This window comes from Bacillus cereus group sp. N21, from assembly GCF_016483395.1.
Classification (GTDB): Bacteria; Bacillota; Bacilli; order Bacillales; family Bacillaceae_G; genus Bacillus_A; species Bacillus_A pseudomycoides.
In genome coordinates this window covers 1-229 of record NZ_JAEHBX010000461.1, presented here as the reverse complement: position 1 = coordinate 229, position 229 = coordinate 1, and the positions used below count along the sequence as shown (strand labels likewise).

The following is a 229-nucleotide window of genomic DNA, read 5'->3' as shown; positions in this document are numbered from 1 at the left end:
ATACTAAGAAACCTGCTGATCCCATCGCCGGGTCAATAATGATATCTTCTGGAGTCGGCTTCATTAACTCCACCATCATATTAATAATATGGCGTGGCGTACGAAATTGACCGTTTGTACCTGAAGTTGCTAATTTCGATAAGAGATATTCATATACATCACCTTGTGTATCTCGGTCTTCCATTGGGATACCATCAATAGCTGATACAACGCGTTGCAAAGTAGACGG

The 229-nt window shown here is 41.5% G+C and carries 1 protein-coding gene; it reads right to left on the bottom strand.

Features of this window, described 5'->3' with window-relative positions; genetic code table 11:
• The coding region (locus tag JDS96_RS31640) for an N-6 DNA methylase (protein ID WP_199669196.1) at positions 1–229 on the bottom strand (229 nt) is incomplete at both ends.